This window comes from Mesorhizobium sp. B2-1-3A (assembly GCF_006442655.1).
Taxonomy (GTDB): domain Bacteria; phylum Pseudomonadota; class Alphaproteobacteria; order Rhizobiales; family Rhizobiaceae; genus Mesorhizobium.
In genome coordinates this window covers 254969-279983 of the sequence record NZ_VFWK01000005.1, presented here as the reverse complement: position 1 = coordinate 279983, position 25015 = coordinate 254969, and the positions used below count along the sequence as shown (strand labels likewise).

The 25015-nt window shown below is 62.9% G+C and carries 20 protein-coding genes; 12 read left to right on the top strand and 8 right to left on the bottom strand.

Going from position 1 to position 25015, the window contains the following annotated elements:
• The first annotated feature begins 176 nt into the window (after nucleotides 1-176).
• The 8 genes from FJ977_RS21625 (at nucleotide 177) to FJ977_RS21590 (ending at nucleotide 9966) form a co-directional block, all read left to right on the top strand.
• A complete protein-coding gene (locus tag FJ977_RS21625; protein ID WP_140774226.1) occupies nucleotides 177-1037 on the top strand; it encodes a xanthine dehydrogenase family protein subunit M in 861 nt (286 codons plus the stop codon).
• Complete coding sequence (locus FJ977_RS21620) at nucleotides 1037-1513, top strand: (2Fe-2S)-binding protein (RefSeq protein ID WP_140774225.1); 477 nt, start codon at nucleotides 1037-1039, stop codon at nucleotides 1511-1513. Before FJ977_RS21625 ends, FJ977_RS21620 begins: the two co-directional genes overlap by 1 nt.
• 2 nt (nucleotides 1514-1515) lie before the next feature.
• Nucleotides 1516-3777 (top strand): xanthine dehydrogenase family protein molybdopterin-binding subunit, encoded by a 2262-nt coding sequence (locus FJ977_RS21615; RefSeq protein WP_140774224.1) that lies wholly within the window; start codon nucleotides 1516-1518, stop codon nucleotides 3775-3777.
• 17 nt (nucleotides 3778-3794) lie between these two features.
• Nucleotides 3795-4040 (top strand): MoaD/ThiS family protein, encoded by a 246-nt coding sequence (locus tag FJ977_RS21610; RefSeq protein ID WP_140774223.1) that lies wholly within the window; start codon nucleotides 3795-3797, stop codon nucleotides 4038-4040.
• A gap of 441 nt (nucleotides 4041-4481) precedes the next feature.
• Entirely contained in the window at nucleotides 4482-6284 is a 1803-nt protein-coding gene (locus FJ977_RS21605) for an N-6 DNA methylase (RefSeq protein WP_140774222.1), read from the top strand.
• Nucleotides 6281-7354, top strand: coding sequence for a BsuBI/PstI family type II restriction endonuclease (locus tag FJ977_RS21600; protein ID WP_246683243.1), 1074 nt, complete (start codon nucleotides 6281-6283; stop codon nucleotides 7352-7354). The genes FJ977_RS21605 and FJ977_RS21600 overlap by 4 nt, the downstream gene beginning before the upstream one ends.
• 562 nt (nucleotides 7355-7916) lie before the next feature.
• The gene (locus FJ977_RS21595; protein WP_140774221.1) at nucleotides 7917-9011 is read left to right on the top strand and encodes a DUF262 domain-containing protein; all 1095 of its coding nucleotides are present in this window, start codon (nucleotides 7917-7919) and stop codon (nucleotides 9009-9011) included.
• Complete coding sequence (locus tag FJ977_RS21590; RefSeq protein ID WP_140774220.1) at nucleotides 9001-9966, top strand: hypothetical protein; 966 nt, start codon at nucleotides 9001-9003, stop codon at nucleotides 9964-9966. Before FJ977_RS21595 ends, FJ977_RS21590 begins: the two co-directional genes overlap by 11 nt.
• A 248-nt stretch (nucleotides 9967-10214) precedes the next feature.
• Here FJ977_RS21590 and FJ977_RS21585 read toward each other — a convergent pair whose 3' ends face one another.
• Nucleotides 10215-10433: a hypothetical protein gene (locus tag FJ977_RS21585; RefSeq protein ID WP_140774219.1), complete on the bottom strand. Its 219-nt coding sequence runs from the start codon at nucleotides 10431-10433 to the stop codon at nucleotides 10215-10217.
• A gap of 98 nt (nucleotides 10434-10531) precedes the next feature.
• Between FJ977_RS21585 and greA the strand changes: the two genes are divergently transcribed.
• Nucleotides 10532-11014 (top strand): transcription elongation factor GreA, encoded by a 483-nt coding sequence (gene greA / locus FJ977_RS21580; protein ID WP_140774218.1) that lies wholly within the window; start codon nucleotides 10532-10534, stop codon nucleotides 11012-11014.
• On the opposite strand, the gene FJ977_RS21575 is transcribed toward greA, so the two are convergent.
• Both FJ977_RS21575 and FJ977_RS21570 read right to left on the bottom strand, forming a co-directional pair.
• Nucleotides 11011-11979: an ornithine cyclodeaminase family protein gene (locus FJ977_RS21575; protein ID WP_140774217.1), complete on the bottom strand. Its 969-nt coding sequence runs from the start codon at nucleotides 11977-11979 to the stop codon at nucleotides 11011-11013. The genes greA and FJ977_RS21575 overlap by 4 nt on opposite strands.
• A gap of 197 nt (nucleotides 11980-12176) precedes the next feature.
• On the bottom strand, nucleotides 12177-14048 hold the full coding sequence (locus FJ977_RS21570) for a GGDEF domain-containing phosphodiesterase (RefSeq protein WP_246683242.1): 1872 nt from the start codon (nucleotides 14046-14048) through the stop codon (nucleotides 12177-12179).
• Between the two features lie 364 nt (nucleotides 14049-14412).
• Between FJ977_RS21570 and FJ977_RS21565 the strand changes: the two genes are divergently transcribed.
• Nucleotides 14413-15105 carry a class I SAM-dependent methyltransferase gene (locus FJ977_RS21565; RefSeq protein WP_140774215.1) on the top strand — a complete coding sequence of 231 codons (693 nt, stop codon included), beginning with the start codon at nucleotides 14413-14415 and terminating at the stop codon, nucleotides 15103-15105.
• 198 nt (nucleotides 15106-15303) lie between these two features.
• Here the strand turns inward: FJ977_RS21565 and FJ977_RS21560 are convergent, their stop codons facing one another.
• The 5 genes from FJ977_RS21560 to FJ977_RS21540 form a co-directional block, all read right to left on the bottom strand.
• On the bottom strand, nucleotides 15304-15570 hold the full coding sequence (locus FJ977_RS21560; RefSeq protein WP_140774214.1) for an acyl carrier protein: 267 nt from the start codon (nucleotides 15568-15570) through the stop codon (nucleotides 15304-15306).
• A gap of 162 nt (nucleotides 15571-15732) precedes the next feature.
• Nucleotides 15733-17289 (bottom strand): AMP-binding protein, encoded by a 1557-nt coding sequence (locus FJ977_RS21555; protein ID WP_181180001.1) that lies wholly within the window; start codon nucleotides 17287-17289, stop codon nucleotides 15733-15735.
• Nucleotides 17279-19306, bottom strand: coding sequence for an asparagine synthase (glutamine-hydrolyzing) (gene asnB, locus FJ977_RS21550; protein ID WP_140774213.1), 2028 nt, complete (start codon nucleotides 19304-19306; stop codon nucleotides 17279-17281). The genes FJ977_RS21555 and asnB overlap by 11 nt, the downstream gene beginning before the upstream one ends.
• Nucleotides 19307-19312: 6 nt before the next feature.
• Nucleotides 19313-20296, bottom strand: coding sequence for an NAD(+) synthase (nadE, locus tag FJ977_RS21545; RefSeq protein ID WP_140774212.1), 984 nt, complete (start codon nucleotides 20294-20296; stop codon nucleotides 19313-19315).
• Nucleotides 20293-23043 carry an AMP-binding protein gene (locus FJ977_RS21540; RefSeq protein WP_140774211.1) on the bottom strand — a complete coding sequence of 917 codons (2751 nt, stop codon included), beginning with the start codon at nucleotides 23041-23043 and terminating at the stop codon, nucleotides 20293-20295. Before FJ977_RS21540 ends, nadE begins: the two co-directional genes overlap by 4 nt.
• A 347-nt stretch (nucleotides 23044-23390) precedes the next feature.
• Between FJ977_RS21540 and FJ977_RS21535 the strand changes: the two genes are divergently transcribed.
• Nucleotides 23391-24122 carry an AAA family ATPase gene (locus FJ977_RS21535; protein WP_140774210.1) on the top strand — a complete coding sequence of 244 codons (732 nt, stop codon included), beginning with the start codon at nucleotides 23391-23393 and terminating at the stop codon, nucleotides 24120-24122.
• Nucleotides 24123-24572: 450 nt separating this feature from the next.
• A complete protein-coding gene (locus FJ977_RS21530; protein ID WP_140774209.1) occupies nucleotides 24573-24986 on the top strand; it encodes a DOPA 4,5-dioxygenase family protein in 414 nt (137 codons plus the stop codon).
• Nucleotides 24987-25015 lie beyond the last annotated feature (29 nt).

Below are 25015 nucleotides of genomic sequence, written 5' to 3'. Positions count from 1 at the left end.
ATTTTTTGAGAACCGGCGTCAATGCGGCCGTGCAGGGTTGGCGTACGGCAATTCCGGTTGATTTGGGACTCGATTTTGCGGCGGCTGGACCAATCGTCGCAAATGACGAACCGGATAGCCATTATGAGGAGAGTGTTTATAACGGTCGCTGAAATCGCGATATCCAAGGGGAGACGATGCGCTACATACGTCCGCTTTCAATCGAAGATGCCGTCGGCCAACTGGCCGGAGCGGCTGGCACGGCCGCCATCCTGGCCGGAGGCAGCGACCTTCTGGTGAGGATGAAGGGGGGCTTTGTCGAGCCCGACCTGATCGTCGACATCAAGTCGATCGCGTCCTTGAGCGAAATCCGCGAAACGGCCGACGGCTTCAGCATCGGGGCGGCCGTTCCCTGCGCCGTGCTGGGCGAGAACGCCGCCCTGAAGAAGGCATGGCCAGGCGTGGTCGAGGCGGCCAAGCTGATCGGCTCGAAGCAGGTGCAGGGACGCTGCACAATCACGGGCAATCTCTGCAACGCCTCGCCGGCGGCGGACAGCGTGCCGGCGCTGGTGGCGGCGGGTGCAAGGGCCGTGGTTGCCGGGCCTTCGGGCAAGCGCACCATCCCCGTTGAGGCCGTGCCGACCGGGCCGGGCAAGACCTCGCTCGCCAAGGGCGAGATCATCGAGGCGATCCTGCTCGACAGCCAAGCGCCGCGTTCGGGCGATGCCTATCTGCGCTTCATTCCGCGCACCGAGATGGACATCGCCGTGGTCAGCGCCGGGGTGAACCTGACGATCGACGAACACGGCGTCATCACAGCCGCCCGCGTGGCGCTGGGCGCCGCGGCGCCGACCGTGCTGCTGGTCGAGGAGGCCGCCGAGGCGCTTATCGGCAGGAAGCTGGACGAGGCGGCGCTTGAGCGGCTGGCAAAAGTCTGCGCCGGCGCCTGCCGCCCCATCGACGACAAGCGCGGTACCATCGAATTCAGACGGAAGGTTGCGGGTGTGCTGGCCAGACGTGCCGCCACATCAGCCTACGCACGTGCAGGAGGCAAATGATGGCTGGCATAGCAGTCTCGACGACAATCAACGGCGACAATATCGAATATCTCTGCCAGCCTGACGAGCCGTTGCTCGACGTGCTGCGCGACAGGCTCGGCCTGACCGGCGCCAAGGAAGGCTGCGGCACCGGCGACTGCGGCGCCTGCTCGATCATCCTCGACGACCGGCTGGTCTGCTCCTGCTTGGTGCTGGGCGCCGAGGCGGAAGGGCGGCGCATCGAGACCGTCGAAGGCATGGCGCATGGCGACCAGCTGCACACGCTGCAGCAGAAATTCCTCGAGCATGCCGCGCTGCAATGCGGCATCTGCACGCCGGGTTTCCTGATCGCGGCCAAGGACCTTTTGGCGAAAAACCCCGACCCGAGCGAGGAGGAGATCCGCTTCGGTCTCGCCGGCAACCTCTGCCGCTGCACCGGCTATGACAAGATCGTGCGCGCCGTCCAGGACGCGGCACATGTGATGAAGGGAGCCTGAAGATGAATTTCGATCCGCGTTTTTCCGGGCGTAAATTCACATCCGTCGGCACACGCCCCATCCGTCCCGACGGCGTCGACAAGGTGACGGGCCGCGCCCGCTACGGCGCCGACTTCAACATGGCCGGCCAGCTGGTCGGCCGCGTGCTGCGCAGCCCGCACGCGCATGCGGTCATCAGGAAGATCGACACGTCGAAGGCGGAAAAGCTGAACGGCGTGAAGGCGGTGATCACGGCGAAAGACCTGCCGGACCTGACCGATGGCGATGCCGCCATGTACGACATCCTCGACAATTGCATGGCGCGCACCAAGGCGCTCTATGACGGCCATGCGGTGGCCGCGGTCGCCGCTGTCGACGCCCGCACGGCGCGGCAGGCGCTGAAGCTGATCGAGGTCGACTACGAGATCCTGCCGCATGTCACCGATGTCGACGAGGCGATGCAGCATCACGCCCCGCTGATCAACGACACGATCTTCACCGAGGGGCTGGAGGAAAAGCCGGTAAAGCCCTCCAACGTCACCAAGCGCAGCCAGTTCGGCCATGGCGACGTCCACCAGGGCTTTGGCCACGCCGACTTCATCGTCGAGCGTTCCTTCAAGACCGAGCAGACGCACCAGGGCTATATCGAGCCGCATGCCTGCGTGGCGAGCGTCTCGTCCGACGGCACCGCCGACCTCTGGGTCTGCACGCAGGGCCATTTCGTCTATCGCCAGCATTGCGCCCAGCTACTCGGCATGGAAGCCTCGAAGCTGCGCGTCACCTCCTCCGAGATCGGCGGCGGCTTCGGCGGCAAGACCCATGTCTGGGCCGAGCCGGTGGCGCTTGCCTTGTCACGCAAAGCCGGACGGCCGGTGAAGCTGGTGATGACCCGCGACGAGGTGTTCCGCGCTTCGGGCCCGACCAGCGCCACCTCGATCGACGTCAAGATCGGCGCCCGCAAGGACGGCACCATCACCGCGGCGGAAGCGACGCTGCGCTATTCCTGCGGCCCCTATGCCGGCGCCTGGGCCGAGATCGGCGCCATGACGGCGTTTGCCTGCTACAAGCTCGATAACGTCAAGACCGTCGGCTACGAAGTGCTGGTCAACCGGCCGAAGACCGCGGCCTATCGCGCGCCGTCGGCGCCGATGGCGGCCTTCGCCGTGGAAAGCGCGGTCGACGAGCTCGCCAAGGAGCTCGGCATGGACCCGGTCGACTTCCGCATCAAGAACGCCGCGCAGGAAGGCACGCGCTCGTCCTACGGCCCGATCTACGGACCGATCGGCATCGGCCCGACGCTGGAAGCGGTGAAGAACCATCCGCACATGAAGGCGCCGCTGAAGAAAAACCAGGGCAGGGGCATGGCCTGCGGCTTCTGGTTCAATTTCGGCGGACAGACCTGCGTGGACCTCAACATCGGCATGGACGGCTCGGTGTCGCTGGCCGTCGGCACGGTGGACGTGGGCGGCTCCCGCGCCTCGCTGTCGCTGGTGGCGGCGGAAGAGCTCGGCATCGACTACACCCAGCTCAAGGCGATCGTCGCCGACACGTCGAGCCTCGGCTACAACGACATGACCGACGGCAGCCGCGGCACGTTCTCGTCCTCGATGGCGACGATCTCGGCCGCCCGCAACGCTATTCTGATCCTGCGCGAGCGCGCGGCACAGATGTGGGACATCCCGGTCGACGACGTGATCTGGGAAAAGGGCCATGCCATCGCCAAGGGCGAGAAGTACGGCAACCTCGCGGCGCTCTCGCTGAAGGAGATCGCGGCGCAATCCGGCAAGACCGGCGGGCCGATCGCCGGCCACAGCGAGCTCGTCGCCGACGGCGCCGGCGTCTCCTTCGCCACCCATATATGCGACATCGAGGTCGACCCGGAGACGGGCTCGACCAGGGTGATCCGCTACACGGTGGTGCAGGATGCCGGCAAGGCGGTGCACCCGACCTATGTCGAGGGCCAGTACCAGGGCGGTGCGGCGCAAGGCATCGGCTGGGCGCTCAACGAGGAGTATATTTACGGCAAGGACGGAAGGCTGCAGAACGCCGGCTTCCTCGACTACCGCATCCCGGTCTGCTCCGACCTGCCGATGATCGACACGCAGATCCTGGAAATTCCCAACCCCAACCACCCCTATGGCGTGCGCGGCGTCGGCGAAACCTCGATCGTGCCGCCGCTGGCGGCGATCGCCAACGCGGTGTCGAACGCGGCGGGCGTGCGCATGACCCACATCCCGATGTCGCCGCCGCGGATTCTCGCGGCGATCGAGGCGGAACGGGGCTAGGGCAGGGGCGAGCAACGATGGTCGAAGTCACCCTCTGGGGCGCGCTCGGCCAGCTCGCCGGCGGCAAGAGCAAGGTCGAGGTCGAGGCCAAGGACATAAGGGAACTGTTCAGGAAACTGGCTGAACAGTATCCCGGATTTGAGCCATGGATCGACAAGGGCATCGCGGTGGCGATCGACGGGGTGATTTACAGGGATACGTGGTCGAAGAAGCTGCCGCAGGGGGCGGAGATTTTTCTGCTGCCACGGTTGGCTGGGGGCTGAGGGGGCGACTCGCTGCCATCGGCTTGTTCCAGGTCTCGAACGTCTTGGTGGGGGCCGGCAGCGGAAGGTCCCGCTTTGGCAAAGTTTGGTCGAAAGCTGCCATTCTGGGTGCGCGATCGGGGTCGTTTAATTGGTTGGCTTGCGCCGTCTATTCCCGTCCTAGCCGTTGCGTCAAAATCCAAATGTACGAACTCTCAGTACTCCGAACGGCTAATCCCGTCCACCAACAGACCGTCCATGTCTACTAGACGAGACTGGCCGGTAAGAATCGCTCAAATTTGGGCGACGTCCCGTTTGAAGCTTCAACCGCTGACGAGGACATGACGCCGAAATGGCACAGCTCTATCCTTGTGGACCGGAATTGTGCCGCGAAGGCGCGCATTCCGATTGCCGGCCCCAGCCAAATCGGGTTAGCGTGTACACGAAACGTTCCCGTGTACCATGTTCGCAGCAGACCGCACCGCCCAACGCAAACGCAAGCTGAGCGCAGCTGCCGTCGCTGACGTGCCGCTAAGCCTTGACGTGTGCCGCGCCATGGCGCGGGGCTGGTCGGAACAGCTCGATGGTCGCAAGCGCTTACCGGCGATCTGGGCCTTCGTGGCTGCCACTGTGCAGGCCTACATTGAAGCTTCCGGACGGCAGCCTTCAACGATACCGACCGCAGCCAACCTTAGCGTGGCGGTCACTTACAAACTCGATGCTGCCGCGGCAGGTCTTGCCCATACTCTCGGCCGCGCCGCGGCGGACCTTCCGATTGAAAGCGCCGCATTCCAGCTGAGCGCGTGCTATACAGCCATGTTGCCGCAGGATCTGCGGAGTGCTTGGGGAGCGTTCTATACGCCACCGGCGCTGACCCAACGCTTGATGGATCTCGCCACCGAAGCTGGGGTGTACTGGCAAACTGCTCGCGTGCTCGATCCGGCCTGTGGGGGAGGGGCCTTTCTCCTGCCTGTAGCTCTGAAAATGCAGGGCGAGCTAGCTCACCTCCCGGCAACGAAGCTGCTGGGCCATTTCGCGAAGCACTTGGCCGGCTTCGAGATCGATCCGTTCGCGGCACAACTGACCCAGACCTGGCTCGAGATTGCGTTCAGCGAGGTCGTGGCCGACGCCGGAACCGCGTTTCCGACGGTCGTCCGCGTATGTGATAGTTTGCAAGAGCCAGTTTCAGGCAAGCGCTTCGACCTAGTCATCGGCAATCCCCCCTACGGTCGCCAGAAGGTCGGCCCGGAACTGCGCCAACGCTTTGCGCGTAGCCTCTACGGTCACGCCAACCTCTACGGCATGTTCACCGACCTTGCGCTGCAATGGGCACGCGAGGGCGGGGTGGTCGCGTATCTCACGCCGACCGGATTCCTCGCCGGCGAGTATTTCAAGGCGCTGCGCTCATTGCTCGCAAAGGATGCGCCGCCGATTGCCATTGATTTCATCACGGAACGCCGCGGCGTTTTCGACGATGTGCTGCAGGAAACCCTGCTAGCGGCCTATCGCCGGGGAGGCGTCGCGCAAAACCCGAGCGTGCATTACCTGTCGGTCAACGGCACTGCCGCGGTCACACATGCCGGAACATTTGCGTTGCCAGCCGACCGAGCCGCACCGTGGATGGCACCGCGCACGCCGACTGATATGGCGTTGGTCGACGCGCTCGAGAAGCTGCCAGCACGTCTTGTCGACTGGGGTTACCAAGTTTCGACCGGCCCCTTGGTCTGGAACCGCTTCAAAGATCAGTTCCGCACCAAGTCTAGCCGTGACACTCTTCCGGTCATCTGGGCGGAAGCGGTGACTGCCGACGGCCGGTTCATTTTCCGCGCCGAGAAGCGCAACCATGCCCCCTATTTTAAGCCAAGGGCCTGCGACGAGTGGCTCACGGTCTCGGCGCCCTGCGTGCTGTTGCAGCGCACGACGTCCAAGGAACAAGCCCGTCGCCTCATCGCGGCCGAGCTGCCCGCGTCTTTCATCGCATCCCATGGCGGCGTCATCGTTGAGAACCACCTCAACATGGTCAAGCCGACTGGTCCTAGACCGAAGGTATCACCGGCCTTGGTAGCCGCAGTGCTCAATAGCCAAATTGCTGACCGGGCTTTCCGATGCATCAGTGGAAGTGTCGCTGTATCTGCATTTGAACTTGAGGCGTTGCCATTGCCGGTTGCCGAAAAGCTCGCGCCGATCGCCACGCTGATTGACCGCGGCGCAGATCGCGCAACACTGGACCAGAACATCGAATCGATCTTCCTGGAAGGTAAATGATGGCAGGTCTTCCGGCGTTGCTGCCGTGGCAGGATATTCAGACACGGCTGCAAGCGGTCTTCCCGGCCGGTAGCACTAAAACAAAGGGCTCGCGTTTGGTCAGCGTCATGGCGGCGCGGACCATATACACATTCCTGTACGTCAATGCCGTCGAAGGCTCCGGCATCCTGTTGGCGCCAAAGCACGTTTACCGGATGACTGAAGAGCAGACCGGCCAGACCGCCGATGCGGATCGGCTTAGCTATGCTGCGGAAATCATGAAGGCCAACGGCAAGGTGCCGGGCAACCGCTGGTATGAAGACAACTCTCGTGAAGGTGTCCGCGACGACACCATCCGCGAAGCCTTCGTGGTGGTCGGCGCAGTTCTCGACGATGACACCGTGCCGACAACCTCCGGCAAGGGTCGGTATTCGCTTCAGACGGCTTTTGCGGCGCTATTCGATCCGGCACTGGATCGTGTTCAGCTCGAGGACGCAGTCAAGTCCTGGCAGGCAAAACACTTGACGGCCGGGGCCATTGCCCGCGTCGCCGTAGTGCGAGCCGGCGCCGCCAAGGGCGGCGAGCAAGTCTCAGTGATCTTCCCAAGCGGCGAGACCCGTCGTCTGAAAGCCGGCCCCAGCTCCAACATCACCAAAGCGGTGATTGAGGTCTTCGCGCCGAGATTTCTTGGTGACCCTGCTGTGCTATTCTTGAGCGAGAGCGGAAACAAGGTCGTTGCCCGCGACGAGCATCTGCTTAAAGCCATCGGCCTCACCATCAATGCGCAGCGTGAGCTGCCGGACCTTATTCTAGTTGACCTGAAGCCAGCTCAACCGCTGCTGGTGTTCGTGGAGGTAGTCGCGACTGACGGGCCCATCGGCGACCGGCGCAAGGAAGCGCTGGAAAAGATTGCAACCGAGGGCAAGTTCGATCTCCAAAATGTTGCGTTCGTCACCGCCTATCTCGATCGGAGCAGAGCACCCTTCAAACAAACCGTGGAAATGCTGGCTTACGGCACTTTTGCGTGGTTTATGGGTGAGCCCGAGCTGTTGATGGAACTAAGCGGACCCGCTCGAACCTCCCTGCGCTAGCGCTACATCCGGCAGATTTAATCCGGCCATTGACGACCTTAATGGTGCCGGCGCAGCGTCGTCACTAAATGTGCTGCGAAATTAGTTGTCTTCGGCAATCGACAACCTGACCAACTGCATATTGGAGGGAATATAGTGTGGCCGTGCCCTCATGCTCCTGATGGATCACATGACCGGTGAAGTCGCCGGCGTCATGGCAGTGTTCCTCCATATTAAACCCGTCGGTCAGTATCAGATCGAAAGGCGTTTCACGCATCGAGGCGAAGTCCGGCGGCAGGTCTGGCATTACTATAATAACGTGATATTCGCTGCTCGCGAGCTGAGTACTGGCCATCATAGTGGCGACACTTTGAGTATGGGTTCATATGCTTGAGCGAATTTTCCCGAGAGAAGTACAAAGCACCCTGGACCGCGCTGCTAGGCGGCGGGGGCTGAACGCTGTCTTTGACATTCTCGGTCGAGTTGGAAGATGATGAAGGTGAATGCCTAGCGGCCAGCGCCGCTGATTGCACTGAACGAGACATCCGGAATATATTTTCCGACCTAACAGAGAATTATCCTAATGGCGCGAAACCTCACGAACCAGGACATCAGCTGGTTTCTCGATATGAACGAGAAAGGGCAGCTCAATCTGAATCCGCCTTATCAGCGTCGTAGCGTCTGGTCTCCTCGGGATAAGCGATTTTTCATAGACACCATATTGAACAACTACCCCGCGCCACCCGTGTTTCTACATAAGTCACTGAATGATCAGGGCAAAGCAACCTACCACGTCGTGGACGGTAAGCAGCGCATCCAGACTTTTATCGATTTCACGCAAAACAAAGTGAGAATCCCGGACGACTTCAGCGACGTCAATTTGCAGGGGCGGAAATGGGTCGACCTACAGCGCGAGACGCGCGAAAAGTTCTGGAATTACGTCATGATTGTTGAAATGCTACCGGACATTAGTGATGCCGCCATCCGGAACATCTTCGAGCGGATTAACCGGAACTCGCGGAAGCTGACCCCGCAGGAACTGCGTCATGCGAAGTACGATGGATGGCTCATCACGCGTGCGGAAGCCGAAGCCGATAAGAAGGAATGGCGCGACTTTGGGGTTGTGACTGCTGCCCGGATCAAGCGCATGGCGGATGCGCAGTTTATATCCGAACTTCTTGCGATCGTCATAACCGACAAGGTGCACGGGTTTGACCAGGACATGCTCGATGATCTGTACGCAGACTACGAGGACTTGGCGGACCAGCCGGAGTTGATTGAAGACGACTTTGATCAGAAGGTTGAAGCCGCAAAGGCTTATATTGCCGCGATGGCCAGGGCAGCCGATGTCGTAACCCTAGATCCTACCATCATCGCAGTTCTCAAGGTTCAGACGCATTTCTACTCTTTATGGTCACTACTGGTGCTTCACGTTGACCAGTTACCACCAGCGGCGGAATTTGCGGTTATCTATAAGGAGTTTCTGGCGCGGGTAGGCACCTTTCAGGGGCAAAATCCCGAACCGCTTCCCGATACCCCTTCAGTTCTCGATCAGGCCGCGCATGCCTACGCTGCCAACGCCACGGGTGCCAGCACAGAGCTTCCTCAGCGCCAGACGCGGTTAAACGCACTGGTGACGCTCATCGGCGGACAGGAGACCGCGGCCGGTGAAAATTAGTAAGGCGGTTCGCGACGCATACGCCCACAATGAAGAACGATACCTCCGCCTGCAGGATGAAGTTACGCTAACGCTCAAGTCGCGGGTCGAGGAGAGCCATTGGTTCTTTCTCGGCCGCGTCAAGAAGCTCGAAAGCTTTGCCCTCAAAATTGAAACCGGGCGTGTCGATGATATCACGGCACCGGACGATTTCTTCGGCTGCACCATTGTAGTTCCCAACGCACTGGCACTCCCTGCGGCTGAAGCGCTTGTGCTCGAGCATTACGACTTCAAAAAACGACGCCCTAGCAGCGATACGGAGACCCACAAGCCGCCACATAGTTTCGTTTTTGACGATATCCGCATGTACGTCACCCGCCGAGACACGATCAGCGGCCGGAATGGCGACCTCACGGGACTTCCATTCGAGGTGCAGATCAAAACGATACTGCAACATGCGTGGACCATTGCCACACACGACTTGGTTTATAAAAGCGATGCCGTCAGCTGGTCCAAGGAGCGTATTGCATTCCAGGTGAAGGCCATGCTTGAGCACGCTGAGATCGCCATCGCTGAGGCGCCTAACCTCGCCGCATCCCGGTCCGTTGCTAAGCAGGATGCCAGCACTGTCCAGCTTGAGGAAGTAATCACACAGGTTGTCGCCTTTTGGCAGGCTGACCAGTTGCCAAAGGACGTGAAGCGGCTCGCCACGTCGGTCGTCGATCTACTCAACACTTGTGACCTGAAGGCGGATTCTCTCACTGCCATCCTTGCTGCCGAACGAGACCGTTTAGGGAGTATCGCTTTGAATTTATCGCCTTACGCCTTCACACTGCAGGCGTTAGCTAACAGCGGCACGGCCGCATTTGAGGAGAAGTTTAAACGGCGACACGTCCGAACGAAAGTCGTAATCCACGCTGATATGGAGGTTCCACAATGGATGAAGGATGGTCACGCGCGAATCCGCGTGCTGTGAAAAGCTGACGGTCTAGGCCTTCGAACAAATTGCGTTGAAATGCCGCCAACCCCATGCCACCTTCGTTGCCAAGTAGGTTCCGGCAAAGTCAGCTGCTTGGCTCAATTCCTTAAGCGCCTCTTGAGGCGGGGATTGCGCGCTGATCATCAGGCTGCCGCAATTTCTGCGGTTCGCTCGCGCCGGCTCACAACAAAAACGTCTGTCGCTCCCGCAACGTCGCCGTGATCGCCGCAATCCCGCCCTCAATCTCACGCCTGCCCATCAGCATCGCGTCCCCCGCCACACCTTCCTGCATCGACCTTACAGCTCCGCTGGCCGACCAGAACCGCATCCTTCTCCGCCAGCGTGCCCGGTTCATGTTGATAGCGCTGGGCCATGTGGTCGTTTTCCTGCTGATGGCGGATCTGGTCTTCGAGCGCGCGGACCTCGCGACCCAGCCGCTCAAGCGCCTGGGCGTTCGCGACCATTCCGCTTCCCCCAAAACCACCCGTCAAATTCTTGCAGCTTTATCACCGCCCATCGGTTATCCCCTAACCAACACCATTCGACACGGAGTTGCGACCCATTGAGCGTAGCCTTTGCCAAGGAGGAAAGTGCGGAGGCGGCGTCGGAAACCGTCCTGCCGGCTCGGCCTATCTCCGATCGGATCAACCTCGTCACCGAGGCGGGTCTCAAGATGCTGCATGATGAATTGGCTCGCGCCCGGCAGGCGCTGGAGGCGGCCAGCGTGCTGGAAGATGTCAATGAGAGGCGGCGGCAGTCGGCGGTTCCGGTTCGGGATGTCACCTATTATGCCGAACGCGTCCGTACGGCTCAGCTTGTGCCTGTGCCGACGTCCAATGACGTGATCGCCTTCGGGCACACCGTTACCTTCGCGCGTGATGATGGCCGCACCCAGACCTTCCGCATCGTCGGGGAGGATGAGGCCGACCCGCCCCGAGCTTCCATTTCGCATGGTTCGCCGGTGGCCATCGCGCTGATCGGCAAGAGCGTTGGCGATGTTGTCCAGCTGGGGCCGCGCGAACTCGAGATCCTGTCCATTTCCTAGCAGACCACCCCCGCAGCCTGCGCACGCACATACGCCAGCGCCGCCACCGCAAGATCCCCCACGGCCATCCCCCGGAACACAAACGCCGTGGCCTCGCCCGAGTTCTGCCGCCCCGCAAAATCACCGCAGACAAGGCCCGTCAGGTCGCCGGCGACCAGTGCTGCGTCGACCATGGGTTTGGGCATTTTCTTTTCCTGCTCCAAATCGTCGACGACGATGCGGTCGAAGCGGCGCATGGTTTCGGGCAGCCAGGGCAAAGCGAGGTCGGTGATGGCGGTGAAGCTTCCCGGCTTCAGCCAGTTGGCGTCGAGGAACGGTTCGGGTTCGGGCACCAGGGTCACCGTCGTCACTACCATGTCGGCGCCTTCCACGGCTTCCCTTGCCGTGTCGCAGGGGATTGCTTCCAGGCCGCGCGAGCGCGCCATTTCGCACAGCGCATCGCGATTGCTTTTGCCGCGACCGAAGGCGCGGATTTCGCGCAGGGGAAAGAGGTCCGCGAAGGCTTCCAAATGGCCGCGCGCTTGCACCCCGCAGCCGATGAAGGCGACGGATGATGAATCGGCCCGTGCCATGCGCCTTGCGGCGACGGCGCTCAGGCCCGCCGTGCGCTTGGCCGTTACCCAATTGCCGTCGACCAGGGCCAGCGGCAGGCCGGTCTCGGCGTCGAGCAGGCTGATCAGCGAATTGATCGTGGCCAGCCCGCGCGCGGCGTTGCGCGGGTTCACCACCAGCGACTTGGTGGCCAGCACCGAGGGCACGGAGGCGACGCCGAGCGTGGCCATGAAGTAGCGGTCGTCGCCCGGCCACACGGCGGCCTTGGGCGCGCACCAGACTTCGCCGCGCCTCTGGCCGACGATCTGGCGTTCGATCTCGTCGACCACATCGGGCGTGGAGATCGCCAGGCGGTCGAGAACCGCCGACGACAGATAGGGCAGCGTTTCGGCGGCCGGGGACTGGTTGTTCATCTTGTCATGTTCCCTAGAGCATGATGCCGAAAAGTGTGAAGCGGTTTTCGGACGACATCATGCTCTATCTGTTTGATTTTAGAGACGGATTCAGATTTCAGGTCGGTTCGACCTGAAATCATCCGGCTCTAGGAGATCATCAGATTACACGATGCGCGCCGGGCCGAAAGCCTCGCGCCGCGAGCGGCTGTGCAAGGTCAGGCCGCGCTGCCGCTCTGGCGCCTTGTGGCGGGATCGAAGAGCGCTTCCGCCGCGAGCGTGCGGCTGGAACGGGCGGCTTCATAGGCAAGCGCCTCGGGCGCGGGGAGGGCGGGCGAGAACAGGAAACCTTGCGCGACCATGCAGTCGAGCGAGCGCAGGATCAGGCGGTCAGCGTCCGTCTCGACGCCCTCGGCCATCACCTCTATGCCCAGCGTGCGGCCGAGATCGATGACCGTCCTGACCAGCGCCTGGTCCTCCACGGACTTGGCCAGGTCGCGCACGAAATGCTTGTCGATCTTGATCTTGCGGATGCGGCTGTCCTTCAGCGCGACCAGGGTCGAAAAGCCGGTGCCGAAATCGTCGAGCACGATCGATATGCCGGCGTCGGCGAGGCGGCCGATCTTCTCATCGACCCGGTCGCGGTCGACCGGCGCTTCCTCGGTGATCTCGATCTCCAGCATCGCCGCGGGCAGGTTCCTGGCCTTCAGCATGTCCAGGATCATGTCGTCGACATTGCCCGCCTCGAGTTCGCGCGGCGACAGGTTCATCGCGACCCGCACATCGCCGCGGCCGCTCCCCGCCAGTTCCTCGATCATGGCGCAGCAATTCCCGAACACCGTTTCCGTCAGCAGCGGCAGCAGGCCGGTCTCGCGTGCCGCGGTGACGATCTCGGGCGGCGCGATCGCCCCATGGAGCGGGTGCTGCCAGCGCAGCAGCGCTTCGAAGCCGACCACCGCGCTGGTGTCCAGGCGCACCAGCGGCTGGAACCATGAGCACAGCGCGCCGGCCTCGATGGCGCCGCGCAGGTCGCGCTCGATACAGTGCTTGCGCTCCAGCGCCTGATCGAGCCCGGCATCGAAGATGCAGTATTCGTTCCTGCCCTTGCGCTTGGCCGCATAGAGCGCGAAATCGGCCCGCAGCAGCATCTCCGTCAGTCGTGGATTGTCCGAAACGTAGATGCCGACCGAGGCGCCGACGCGCACCGAGTTCAACGCCGGATCCGGCTGCGCGATCGCCGCGATGAGCGCGCCGGCGAGCGCACCGGCCGCATGCGCGGATCGCGCGGCGGAAAACAACAGCACGAACTCGTCGCCGCCGATGCGCGCGATCGTGGCGCCCTGCGGCGCATGGTCTTCGATCCTGCGCGCGACCTTGACCAGCAGGTCGTCGCCGATGTTGTGGCCATAGGTGTCGTTGACGGATTTGAAGCCGTCGAGGTCGATCAGCATGGTCACGAACGGGCCGTCGGAAGGCCCCAGCTGGCGGATTGCCTGCTCCAGCCCGTACCGGTTGAGCAAGTTCGTCAGCGGATCGCGCCTGGAATTGCGGTCCATCTCGGCGGCGAATTCCCGCGCCTCGTATTTGAGGCGGCTCGTCTCGCGGAAGCTGGCCTGCCCGATCAGCGCGCTTCGGACCATTCCGCCGAGGAACAGCACGATGGTGAAAGCCAGGACGTAATTCTCGATGCCGCCCCTGGCCAGCACGCATCCGGCGGCGACCAGAAGCGGCAGCGTCATGAAATTGATCGCCGCCGGCGTGTACGAGGCCGAGTAGGTGACGGAGCCGGCCGACAGGCCCGCGAGCACGATCAGATAGAGCGGCGCCTGCGCCGTGGTGTATCCGTCCGCCAGCACGGCCAGGAAAGACCAGGCAATGCCGGACGCCAGCGCCAATGCGCCGTAAAGGGAAAGCCGGGCGCTGACCGGCCTCGGGCCGTTCCCGGAAATGTCGGGCTGGGCGGCGGCAAGCGCCAGGCGCGCGCTGTTGATGATGCTGACCGCGGCGAACCACAGCACCGCGCCAAGGCCGCCATGCGAAAGCATCTGCACGGCCAGGATCAGCGCCGACAGCACCGTGGCGATCGGCATGGAAATGAAGACCCCTTTCCGCAGATCAGCGAACTGATCGCGGAGGATCCCGGTTGCCACGGCTTCGCTCTGCCCCCGGGGAGAGGGGCCAGCAAACAAGCGCTCGAAATGCCCTGCCATGGCATCGTGGTTAGGGCAGTGGAATGAAAATCGTGTTAAGGATTTCAGCGGTTTACGGCGTATCTCTCAAATAAAGGCGGGCGGCGGGCCGCGGCGGAGCATCGCAGGAAGCGTCCATGACCCCCTGTCCTGCGTGCCCCGGTTTCGAGACAAAAGCCGGAGAAATTTGGCTTCGGCGCAGGTTTGACTGGCGCGCGGATGCCGAACATCTATACTGGTAGGACCAAGCGAGTGGGGGGTCGCCATGAGCAAAGAGTTCAGTGTCGCCGACGCCTATGGCACGGGCCGCGCCGTCTTCATGGGACTTGAGCTGCTCGTCGCGCCCGGTGCGCTCGTGCCCCGGCCGGAGACGGAGTTGCTCGGCACGACGGCCCTTGGTGTCTTGCATCAGATGAACCTGCCGGCACCGCGCATCATCGACATGTGCTGCGGCGCCGGCAACCTGGCCTGTGCCATCGCCCACCGCGTGCCCGCCGCACGCGTCTGGGCGAGCGACCTCACCGATGGATGCGTCGAGGCGACACGGCGCAACGCCGCCCATCACGGCATGGCCGACCGCGTCTCGGTGCATCAGGGCGATCTGTTCGGCGCCCTCTCGGGCCAGGGACTTGAAGGGACGATCGACGTGATCGTCTGCAACCCGCCCTACATTTCGGAAAAACGGCTCGAGGGCGACCGCGCGCATCTGGTCGAGCTCGAACCGCGTGAAGCGTTCGCGGCCGGCCCCTACGGCCTCAGCATCCATATGCGGGTGGTGAAGGACGCGCCGCGCTATTTGCGGCCCGGCGGCGTCCTGCTCTTCGAGGTCGGCCTTGGCCAGGACCGGCAGGTGATGGCCCTGCTGGAGCGCAGCAAGGCATACGAGAACATCCGCGCCGTTTCCAACGAAGCGGGCGAGGGCCGGGTGGTCCTGGGGCAAGCCAAAGCGCAGGCGTGAGCCGTGCGGAACGCCCGAGCAATTCCAGGAAAACTCAGTAGCGGTCTGTCGCTCGAAGTTGCGTGAAAACAAGGAGATAGAGCGCTTCGCGTTGAAACGGATTCATGCGATGCGCTTCAAGTCCTTGTTTTCATTCATGCCGCTTTCCCAAAGCCGAGGTCGCTTCCGGGCGACATGCATCAAGCTCCACGCCGGCAATCAGTTCATCTTGCGCAGGATGTACTGCTCGATGCCCTGAATGGAATCGAGGTTTTCAGGCAAGAGCTCGCTGTCTTCGACGATGATGCCGAAGGTCTCCTCGATGAAGCCGATGATCTCGAGAACCCCCGTGGAGTCGACGATGCCCTGATCGAGCAGGGACGTGTCGTTCACCAATGCCTTCGCGTCGCTCACGTAGAAATTGGAAACCAGGAAACTGCGAATTTGCTCGCTGTAGATTCCGTTGCGTTCCTTGGTAGTCAACATGACTTTGCCCTCCGTTGCGGCCTTATAAATCCAGTAACTTCGTCCCCCAAAGCGCCTCGCGTTGAAACGGATTCATGCGACGCTCTTTCCAGGTCCTTGTTTTCATTGCATGTCGTTCTCCCAGGACCGGGGTCACTTTCGAATGGCATGCGGTAGCCCGCCTCATGACAGGGCGGTCTTCTTGAGCTTGCCGGTGTCCGTCATCGGCAGGCTGGCCACGACGACGATGGACTTCGGGACCATGAAGTTTTCCAGTCGCTTCTGGCACTCCATCTGCAACTGCTTTTCGCCGATGGTTTTTCCGTTCTCCATCACGACAAATGCCTTCACCGCCTGTCCAAGGAGTTCGTCCGGAACACCGATGACCGCCGCTTCCCGGACCCCTGGAATATTCATGAGCACGTTCTCGACCTCCTTCGGCGCCACCTTCTCGCCACGCGACTTGATGATCTCGTCGCCACGGCCGACGAAGTAGAGGTAACCCTCCGCGTCCATCCGGCAGTAGTCGCCGGTGTACAAGACCTGCTCGCCCGGCAGCGGGCCGGGCTTGAGCTTCCTGGCCGTCGCCTCGGGCTTGCCCCAATATCCCTTCATCACCGTTGCGCCGCGAATGACGAGCTGGCCGACGACGCCGGGGCCGACCCGCCTGTCATGTTCGTCGACGATCCACATTTCCGTGTTCGGGATCGCGATCCCGACGCTCAACGGCTTTCGCTCGAGGTCCTCCGGCGGCAGATAGGTGCAACGCTTGCATTCGGTGAGGCCGTACATCGAATAGATGCGTGCGCTCGAAAACAGATCCTGAAGCATGAGAATATGCTTGAGCGGCAAGGCGGCCGCGGTGTTGGTGACGTAGCGAATGCGTGAGAAATCCTGGTCCTTGAGGGACTTGAGCTCGGAGAGCGCCGCAAAGATGGTCGGCACGCCGGGAAAGCCCGTAACCCCCTCTTGCCTGATCAGTTCAAGGACCCGCGCCGGGAAGGCGAACGAGCGTTCGAGCACCAGCCGGGCGCCGGTGCGGAACGCCATGATCATCTGGTACAGGCCGTAGTCGAAAGCCAGGGGCAGGACGTTGAGGATCACCTCGTCTTCGCCAAGCTCGAGATACGAGGCGATGGACGTGCAGGCGGTCATCATGTTTCTGTGCGTCAGCATCACCCCCTTGGGTTCGCCCGTCGAACCGGAGGTGTAGATGATGGCGGCGAGATCGACATCGATGCAGCGCCGCGCCGGCGGTGCGGAGCCGTCGTTGGCGACCGCGGCGTCCCAGCGCACGGCATGCGGCAATCGGGAGAGCTCGACGTCGTCGATCGACCCGGAAACGATCATGCGCAGAAGTGACGGACAACCGCGCGCCGGCTCGCGGAAGATGGCCTGCAGATGCCCGTCCGTGATCAGCGCCGTCGGCTTGCAGTCGTTGAGCAGATAATCGAGCTTGTCGCTCTTGGTGAGCGGGTTCACGATGCACACCACCGCGTTCGCCTTGAGCACCGCCCAGAAGCTCACCACCGTCTCGACGGTGTTGTCGGCGAAGATCATCACGCGGTCGCCGCGCACGACCCCTGACGCGGCCAGATCCCGGGCGATCGCATTGGCGCGCGTCTCAAGCTCGCCATAGGTGACACGCTGCTTGTTGCACACCAGCGCAACCTTGCCGCCGAGCCGGCGGGCGGAGTGGGCGAGGTAGTCGTGCAGCAGGGGTACGGCATCATGCAACATGCAAGCGTTCTTCCCGATGTTCGCGGTCGACGTCGACGCTGAGCGCATATTCGCGAGTTGCACTGGGACAGCTCGCGACAAATTGCCGGTGAAGGAGTTGGGTCGACAGCACGCCGACCAGCGCCATGTTGTCGGCATTGGACAGATCGCCGTCGCCGGTCCTGGCCTGGCACTTGCCGAGCAGGCGCGTGACCGCCTTCGGATCGAAGATATTGGCCTCGCGCAGCGCCGTCTCCGAAAGCGCCTCGCGAACATATTCCGGTGCGTCGTCGGCGACGAAGCAAAGCGCGTTGGGCGCGCGGAACGGCTGCTTCTTGCGGGTCACGATCTCGGAGGGCACGATCGGTTCGGCCACGCGTTTGAGCACGTGCTTCTCGTCGAGGACGCGCAGCTTGTAGGCGGCCGGAAGCGAATTCGCCAGCTTCACAAGCTCATCGTCCAGGAAGGGGAAACGCCCCTCGACGGAGTGGGCCATCAGCATCCTGTCGCCTTGCGAGGAGAGCAGATAGCCCGACATCAGCGTCTGGACCTCGAGATACTGGTCCTGCGCGAGCGGGCTCCAGCGCGGGAACTCCGCGGGCAGGCGGGCGAGCAACTCGGACACGGCGTCGCGGCGCTCGGTCTCGGCGCGCATGTCGGCGGAAAACAGGCGCTTGATGGCGCTGGTGGTATGCCAGCGTGTGTCATGGGCAAAGCCCGGCGCATCATAGGCCTGGATGTTGCGCCCGAAGAACTGGCGCGCCATCGCCTGCTGTTGCACCGGCGAGCGGGTGAGGTAGGGGTAAAGGCGTTCCAGGAGCCGCGAGCGCCGTGTCGATGCCGGCTGGCGGCCCCAGAACCGGCGGACCTTGGCTTCGCGGAACAGGTCGTAGCCGGCGAACATCTCGTCAGCCCCTTCGCCAGTCAGCACGACCTTGATGCCACGCTCGCGCACCAGCCGCGAGAGCAGGAACAGCGGCGCCGGGGCGGTCCGCAATATCGGGCGCTCGGTGTGGTGGATCACCTCCGGAAAGATGGCGGCGATATCGCTACGCGAAACCACCACCTCGTGGTGCTCGCTGCCGGTTGCCTCGGCAACCAGGCGCTGGAAACGGGTCTCGTCATATTCGGCGTCGGCGAAACGCAGGGAGAAGGTCTGGAAGCGTTCGCCGGCGAAGCGCCTTCCCAGCGCGGCCACGAGCGAACTGTCCAGTCCTCCGGAGAGGTAGCACCCGACAGGCACGTCGGCGCGCACCATCCTGAGCGCCGTCGCGGCCTCAAGGGCGTCACGCACGCGGTCCACCGCGTCATCGCACGACCCGGTGAACTCGCCCTGCCGCGATCCGGAAATCTCGGGGTAGGAGGGCTGCCAAAAGGCCCGGTCGCGAACGGTGCCGTCCTGGTAGGTGCGGACATGCCCCGGCTCGAGCTCATTGATTCCCTGGAATACCCCTTGCGGCGGAACGACCGTCCAGAGCGTGAAAGTCTGATCGATGCCAGCCGGATCAAAGGCGCGAGATATGGTTCGATCGGCCGCGAAAATGGCCTTCACCTCGCTGGCGAAATAGAGGCGGCCCGCGTGCTCGCAGAAATGCAGGGGGCAAATGCCGAACCGGTCGCGCGACAATACGAGACGACCCGCCATCGAGTCCCAGATGGCGATGGCCCATTGGCCGTTCATCCGCTCGAAGGCTGCTTCGCCCCACGCACGATAGGCGTGGAGCGCGACCTCGGTGTCGCTGCGGGTCCGGAAGCGGTGGCCGAGCGCGATGAGCTTTTCCCGCAGCTCTACGTAGTTGAAGATCTCGCCGTTGAACACGATCCAGGTCGTATCGCCCGTGTCAGCGAGCGGCTGCTGGCCATTGGAAAGATCGACGACGGAAAGCCGCGCATGCGCCAGCCCCGCGCGTCTGTCCCGGTAAAGGCCGTGCTCGTCGGGGCCGCGATGCGCCAGCGCGCCCACCATCCGCATCAGCGCCTCACGCGAGGGAGAAGCCGCCGCGGCGTTCAGCGCCACTATTCCAGCGATGCCGCACATCCCCGGTCAATCCTCGTCAATTCCGGCGGACAGCAAGGGCCGCGCGTGAAGATAGTGGGCGGCCCGCCGTTTCGCGTCGATGTCCTTGAAGACTTTCTGAAGCTGGGGCTCGGTGAGGCCTGACGCCGCCGCGACCTCATCGCCGGCTATCCCGTGGTTCAGGCCATAGAGGCATAGATCCATCAGGTGATAGGGCAGCGCGAAATAGAATTCCTCCTGGCTTTGCGCCATGGAGAATGTGTCGGTGGTGGGTGGCCGCCGCTGGATTTCCTCGTCCACCCCGAGATAGTCCGCGAGCTGATAAACCTGGGTCTTGTAAAGGTGGACGATCGGCATCACGTCGGCGGTTCCGTCACCCTGCTTGACGAAAAAGCCCTGGTCGTACTCAAGCCGGTTTGGTGTCCCGGCAACCGCGTATTTGAGCCGGTCGGCGTGGTAGTATTCCGTCATCTTGCGCAGGCGCTGCTTGTAGTTGGTCGCGGCGACGATCTGCAGGTAGGCGGCAGGCGACAGGCGCACCGTGTCGACCTTGCCCTCCGGATCCTGGACCGTGAGCCGGGTGATGTTGAGGCCGTTGCTCTCCAGCACTGAGGCGAGCACCAGCTTGCATTTCCAGCCGTCTCCATAGTCGGGAACGACGGTCTGGATCGCCTCGATCTGCCGGCGGTAGGCGCCGGTGGCCTCCAGTGCCGGTGCTATGTCTTCGACGACGTTTTCAATGCCAAGCTGTGCCGCGACACGGCGGCCAAGTCTCAGCGAGTCGCCGGAGGAATCCCGCTCCGGCATGAACAGTCCCAGGACTTTGTCCTTGCCGAACGCGCGCGTGCACAAGGACGCGACGACGGAGCTGTCGATGCCGCCGGAAAGGCCGACAACCACGCCGCGACGATGGAGCGTGCCAAGGACCTGCGCGCGCAAGGTGTCAACGATGCGCTCGACCTCCGCGGGAGCATCGAGCAGCAGCGCGTCCTTGCTGAAGTGTGAGATCACGTCGATGACAAATCCTCCCTTTTGCGAGACTCTGCCGCGGAGTAGGTCTGCACAACGGCCCTCTCGATGAGGGGACGGTTGGTGGCAAGATGAGGCTCGACGACAAGGTCGATGTGGTTGCCGTCGATCGCAACCACGTCCAGCCGTGCCAGGGCGCTATCCCAGCCCAAGGCCTGAGGCATTCCCTCGCGGCGGCATCGAAACAAGGTGCCGCCGATCGGCAGGGCCGGTTTCGGTGCGTCCAGCCACTGGAAGAAAGACCGCGCCCGCAGGACCTCCTGCAGTTCCAGTTTGGTTCTGAAGCTCGTCGGGTTGAACTCTCCCTTGGCGGAGCGGTCGAGGAACCTGGCGAGATACGCCTCGCAGCCCATTGCAACGGTGATCTTCGCAAGGGCCCGGCAAGCCATCCGGTGGGCGGATATGCGATTTGTGCGAATGCGATGGAATGTGCGGGTCAGCGTCGCCCACGGGTCGCTCGGCTCGTTCAGAAGGCTCGTGTCGAGGATGCCCAGAAACCTGACCGGCCGACCGGCGGCCAGCAGCCGTGCGGCAACCTCGAATGCGACCGCGCCGCCAAGCGAATGGCCGAGAAGTCGCACAGGGCCGGCAGGCTGGGCGCGGCCTATCTGGTCGAGCGCGGCGGCAGCCATGGCGGAGAGAGAGTTATGTCCGTCCAATATCTGGGCGAGACCAGGGTACCTGATGGGGTTGACCCGGGCGACTTTGCCCATGGCGGCCGCGAAGGCGGCCAGGCTCGGGCCATAGCCGACGGATCCAGGAAACAGGAAAAGAACGGGGGGGTGATGCTTCTTCTCGCGCCGTTCGCCTGCCTGCGCGGACGCGACCGCCTCAACCATCTCGTTGAAGCTCATTCCGACGGTGAAGGCCTCAAGGCCCAGTTCCTGGCCGATAGCGCTCTCGATCGCCATGACGCAATGCAGCAGCTGCAGCGAATCCCCTCCCGCATCGTCCCAGTTTCCCGCCGCAACGCCCGTGTTGAGAACCTGCATCCACGCGTGCTGCACGATTTGCCTGGTGTTCAGTTCGCCTCCGGCGGGCGGCGGTCGGGCAGCGGGCGGTTGGGCGGCTGGCGCCGTCTTTCTGTCCGAACGATCCATTTGGGCGAGGCTTGCCAGGTCGACCTTCCCGCCCAGCAGGCGCGGGATGGCGGCGATGGTGTGCAACCGCGAGGGACGCAGTGGCGCCGGCAACGTCGTTCTGACGAGCTGGCGAAGCTCCTCCGCGAAAGCAGCCCCGACCAAGTGCTTGGCAACCGCGAATGCGATGAGTTCTTTCTCCGGCGTCACGATTGCCACCGCATCCGCCACCGAAGGCGCGCCACGCAGGACCCGTTCGAGCTCGGCGGGTTCGACGCGTCGACCATTGATCTTGATCTGGCGCCCCTTGCGGCCGACGACCCACAACAGCCCATCATCGTCCAGCCGAACGAGGTCGCCCGTCGCAAAAATTCGGACGCCGGGATCGTCAGGGTCCGTCCGCGCGGGAACGACGACGCCGTTCTCCCAGTGACCGAGCAGCACATAGGGGCTCCTGATCAGAAGCTCCCCACTCTCGCCTGTCCCGACACTGCGCTCCGCTTCGTCGACAATGGCGAATGCCATCCCGGGAAGCAGCCTGCCAACGGGGACCGACGTGTCTTGCTCCGGCCAGTCCGCCGGCAAGAACCATTGCGAACCGGTGGTCTCGGTCGACGAGTAGCCGATCTGGATCAGGCACTGGTCCGAAACGGCCTTGCGCAGCAACGCGATGTCGGTCCACGACACCTTCTCCCCACCGATCCGGGCCACTCTGAGTGAGTGGAAAGCGTCGGCGGGGGCCTCGGTCAGGAGCGCCCGGAGCAGCGCCGGCACCAGATAGGCGACCGTCACGCCTTCGGCCTGCAACCGGGCGCGCACCGCGCGCAGGCCGACCGCCTCCACCTCGAGAAGATGCAACGCGGCGCCCGTCAGCAGCGCGGCGAGAATCTCCCGGCAACCGGCAATCGTGGCCGGCCCGGTCAGCGGCAGGAAAACGTCCTCCGCGTTTATATGGCACGCGTCGACATATTGCAGGACGCGCCAGAGCAGGCTGCGTTGGCTGTTGACGATCCCCTTGGGACGTCCGGTGCTACCTGAGGTGTAAAGCACCATTGCGGGCGCATCGACGGAAACGGGCGGCGGTTGTTGTGACGCCCGCTGAGCGTCCGGCGCGACGCCGGCGGCAATGTCGATCCACAGCACGTCCCGTGCCAGATCGACGGGGCGACCATTTCCAGCGCCTATGATGGCGCCGAGCCGGGCGGCATTCACAATCTCGATGATCCGAGAGCCCGGATCTCTCATGTTGAGCGGGACCGAAGGCCGTCCGGCCGCCATGCTCGCCAGCATTGCCACCGGGTACCAGACCGAGTTGGCCTGAAGGATTCCGACCGCCTGTCCCTCGGGGACGACGGCGGTGAGACGGCTGGACAGTGTCTCGACAGCCCGCAAAAGCTGGGAATAAGTCAGGCGGTCGGCACCGTCGCTGATCGCGAGCTTGTCCGGATATTGCCTTGCGACATCTGCAAGGTGATCGAAGATGGGAATGTCCGCGAAATCGGCGCCCATCCGCTGATAGTGGCGCCAGACAGGCCCACCCTCATCGAGAGCATATTCGGGCACGTCAAACCATCCGCGGGGTGTCGTTGGCCGACAATCCGCCTGTAGATCCTGGTCCACCGCTTCCGATTGCAAATACGCTGGAGACATTCAGAGCCCCACCAAGCTGAATGTCGACCATCGCTCGCCACCGGAATCTTTTCATCAATCATTCGGATGATGCCTCGATCTTGAGCGGACAGCTTTTTCACGATCGGCCTCGGCGGAAGTACTCTAATTCCTACCAGCAACGGCCGGGCCCGCCCCAAGGTCCCGCGGCCGCGAGACGCTTGCCCAGGACCAATGCCGCGTGCCCCGGCGGCAGGAAACCATGAGCCTTCCCAAGGGGGCCACGGAGCTGACAGTCATTCAAATGAATGTTGGTGGGGGTTGTAATCTGGCTAAGCTTTGAGTCGCAGGTGAGTGACTGCCTGCTTGGAGACGCTGGGCATTTCGGCATGATCATCGAGTTGTTTGGGCCGCCTGGTGCAGGCAAGACCACACTTCTTCGCGGCCTCTGCCAGGGGATGGCGAAGCAAGGCATCAACATAAAGACAGTGAACGGCTATCGCCTGATTGAATACGGGTCGGCCCAGGATGACGGCCCGGAGGTACGCCATGGCATTGGCCGTATTGGCAAAAAGATCGCCACCTCCGCTCCTGTCTTGCTGTCGACCTTGCCAAAGGACGGGGTAGCGGCGCGGCTTCTGGCATCAATCCCCCTGCGGAGCCGGACATGGTCGTGGCGCATGAAGGTCGACATCGCCCTGCTATGCGAGTCCTGGCGCAAGGCGCAGGAATCGGAAGGTTACTTCATTTTCGAAGAAGGCCTGATCCAGGCTTTGTGTGCGCTGGTTCTGCTGGCGCGCACTCCAAGCATCGACGCGGTTCGCGAGACCCTGGCGTTCCTGCCGCGACCGGATGTCCTTATCCAAATCGATGCGCCGCAGGAAACCTTGCGCCGCCGTCTTACGGACCGCCATGCCGGGCAACCGCTGATCGAGGTCCTCCTGTTCGAACTCGGCGTGGACAGGGGCTTGAAGCAAGCCAATATATCGAGGGAGGTCGGCGAATGCTTGCGCCAGGACGGATGGCCCTTGATAAAAGTCAACGGCGCCGACCCTCACGATTTCGACAGGATCATCAAGCGAATCCTGGGAGAGCATGTCAATGAGACCGCCGTGGCGTGACCAGGCATCTCAGGATTTGAATAGTTGCGTGGTTCGAGCCCCAGGAGCGATCCGGCGGGGCTGCATCTCGTACTGATTTTACCGTCCGACCGGACTACGCAGGCTGCTCGGGCACCCATCCAGGCCGACACATGTCGGTCGTCGGCCCGAGCGCTCACCCTCACAACAAAAACGTTTGCCTCTCGCGCAATGTCGCCGCGATGGCGGCAAGGCCGTCCCCGATCTCTCGTCCGCTGGCGTGGTTCGCATCGGCAGTGGCGCGCCTTTGCCGATCGATCGCGGCGGGTCTGCCTGGCCGACGAGAACCTCGGGGCGGTCGGGCGATCTTGCTTAAAACCTCGTTCTTGGGCTGAATGCCTGGACATTCGCCACGTTGCCGAAACAAGTGAACAGGGTCCGCTCCGCGCTTCGGCCTGCCGGGCGCGAGAATCATCGAAGGAGAGCATTGTGATGAACGAAGCCAGTCCAAGGCCTCTCGCGGAAATCGCCAGCTATCACGCCCACATCTACTATGACGGAGAGACCGAGCGGCAACGCGCCGAATGGCTGCGTCTTCGCATCGGCGAGCGTTTCCGCGTACGCCTGGGCAATTGGCACGACGGCAAAGTCGGCCCGCATGACCAGGCCATGTACCAGGTCTCCTTCGCCAACGAGATTTTCGGCACGCTCGTTCCCTGGCTGATGCTGAACCATGGCGGCTTGAGCATCCTCATCCACCCGAATACGGAGAACCCCAAGCGCGACCATCTGGTCGATCCCGTCTGGATCGGCCGGCCGCTGGGGGTGCATGGCGATGTGCTTCCGGACGATCATGAGGCGGAAGAGCCGCTGGAGCCGAACACCGAGCCGTCACTGCCGGCGTAACGCTTCCCGGCGCGACCGGGTTCTCCAGG